Genomic DNA, 1,858 nt, shown 5'->3' on the forward strand with positions numbered 1-1,858 from the left:
CGCGGCGAGGAGAGGTCCAAGATCCATGCCATAAGTATCCATAGTTATGGAGCGATGAACCATCGTTCGCTCATGCTTGCCATAACTTTGAGCATCTTTGGTGCTCGAAACGCCCCGTAGCTCCTCTCGCGCCCCCTTTCACCCCGCCGGGCGCAGGCGCTCCGCGGGCAGGGTCAGGGTGATGCTCGCGGCGGGGTCGATGCTCTTGGCGACCTCCCCGACGGCGCCGTCCACCGTGGGTGCGATGGTCACCTGCGTGCGCGTCACCTCCTGGATGCGCACCCGCACGGGTTCGCCGATGCCGTCGGCCGGGTCGAGCAGCCAGTCCTCAGCGAGCGCACGCAAGCCGATCGTGTCGAGGACAGCCTCAGCCTCGTGCAGTTCCATGGGCTCGCCTCGGCGTCGGTGGAGGAGGTCGTGCGGCACGAAGAGGTCACCGACCATCTCGATGTAGCCGACGTGCTCGCCGTCGTCGGAACGCAGGTGGTCGAAGATGGCGGACATGGGGCCAGAGTAGCCGCGGGGATTGAACGTCCGAGGGGAGCCGTTCGCGTCACAACGTGCGCGTCACCCGGGGTGTGCCGTCCTCGTTCCACCGGAACAGGGTCAGGTGCCACAGCCCGGGGGCCGTGCGGGACGGGTCGATCAGCCCGTGCGCGCCGGCCTCCTCCAGGCGGCGGCGGACCGCCCACGACGACGGCTCCTCCCCCACCTCCGCGGCCGGCTTCCACGGGGCCATGGCGTCGGCGAGGTCGACGCCGAGGGCCGCGAGTGCCTCGGCGTCGCGCAGATCCACGATCCGTTCGGCGTGGACGTCGAAGGTCAGCAGCTCGGGCGGCGGGGTGGTCGCGTCCGTGTGAGCAACCATGGCCGCGTCCACTCCTTCCGGTGAGGAGCTGAGGTAGAGCGTGAGTGCGTCCGGTGGCGAGTACCGACCGGCGGAGCGGGAGCCGCGAAGGGCGCTATCGACGAACCGGGCGTCCACGGCACGGTAGAACGTGCCAGCGACCACGGTGAAGGGCGAGAGGGTCATGGGGTCATGATGCCGGGGAGATAAACCGGCTGTAAGCCGGGTTCTGCGCGCCCGCCTCACGCCCCCAGCGGCCGCATGGCCTCCTCGACGCGCTCGGGGCTCATGTGCACCTCGGGGGTGAGCAGCAGGCTGGGCTCGTTGGGGTCGATGCACTCGCGCCAGTAGGCGGCGTGGCGCTCGTCGAGCCAGTGGGTGGAGTCGCTGAGCTCGGCGCCGTCCTCGCCCTGGAGGGTGTACCACCACAGATACAGGGCGTCCCGACGGTCTCGGAGAAGATCGTCTCCACGTACATCCGCTCGGGCTCCAGGGTCTCGCGGAACGCCTCGGGGTTCTCCCGCAGGAACGCTATCCATTCGCGGGCGCGCTCCTCCTTGCCGGCGCGGACGGGGAACCTCTCCATCTCGATCCTCATGGCCGCCAGCCGACGGACCCTCCCGATGACGGCGGCGCGCCGCGTCCCTCTCCCCGGGATGAAGGGCTCCTGCGCAGACCGCGCTCATCGAAGGTGACGAGACCAGAACGGATCCGAGGACCAGCCCACCGGAACGCCCATCCCGTGGAGGTTCATCTCGGGCCGGTCATGCAGGAGCTGGTACAGGCGGTCGGCCCAGCGGCTGCGCGGCGAGACCGTGTCCAGAAGGGACTGGAGCGAGACGAGCACCGGGTACAGACGCTGGCGGGACGCCTCGGGAATGGCCTCGGCACCGGAGAGCCACGAGATGGCGGGTGACTTGGGGATCATGGGGGTCACGCCGATGCCGAGCTTCGTGAGGATGCGCTCCTCGATCTCGTTGGCGAGGTCCGGGTTGTCCTTGAGGAAGCGAC

The 1,858-nt window shown here is 69.1% G+C and carries 2 protein-coding genes and 2 pseudogenes; all 4 read right to left on the reverse strand.

What is annotated here, in order from left to right:
- Positions 1-138: 138 nt before the first annotated feature.
- Positions 139-504 carry a serine/threonine protein phosphatase gene (locus KVS67_RS11390; RefSeq protein WP_088477507.1) on the reverse strand — a complete coding sequence of 122 codons (366 nt, stop codon included), beginning with the start codon at positions 502-504 and terminating at the stop codon, positions 139-141.
- 49 nt (positions 505-553) lie between these two features.
- A complete protein-coding gene (locus KVS67_RS11395; RefSeq protein ID WP_254629352.1) occupies positions 554-1,033 on the reverse strand; it encodes an RES family NAD+ phosphorylase in 480 nt (159 codons plus the stop codon).
- Between the two features lie 56 nt (positions 1,034-1,089).
- Positions 1,090-1,445 (reverse strand): annotated as a pseudogene (locus KVS67_RS11400) (DUF6176 family protein).
- A gap of 84 nt (positions 1,446-1,529) precedes the next feature.
- A pseudogene (locus tag KVS67_RS11405) lies at positions 1,530-1,858 on the reverse strand (hypothetical protein); the annotation flags it as partial.

It is taken from the genome of Micrococcus sp. GbtcB5 (assembly GCF_019091605.1).
Lineage (GTDB): Bacteria > Actinomycetota > Actinomycetes > Actinomycetales > Micrococcaceae > Micrococcus > Micrococcus luteus.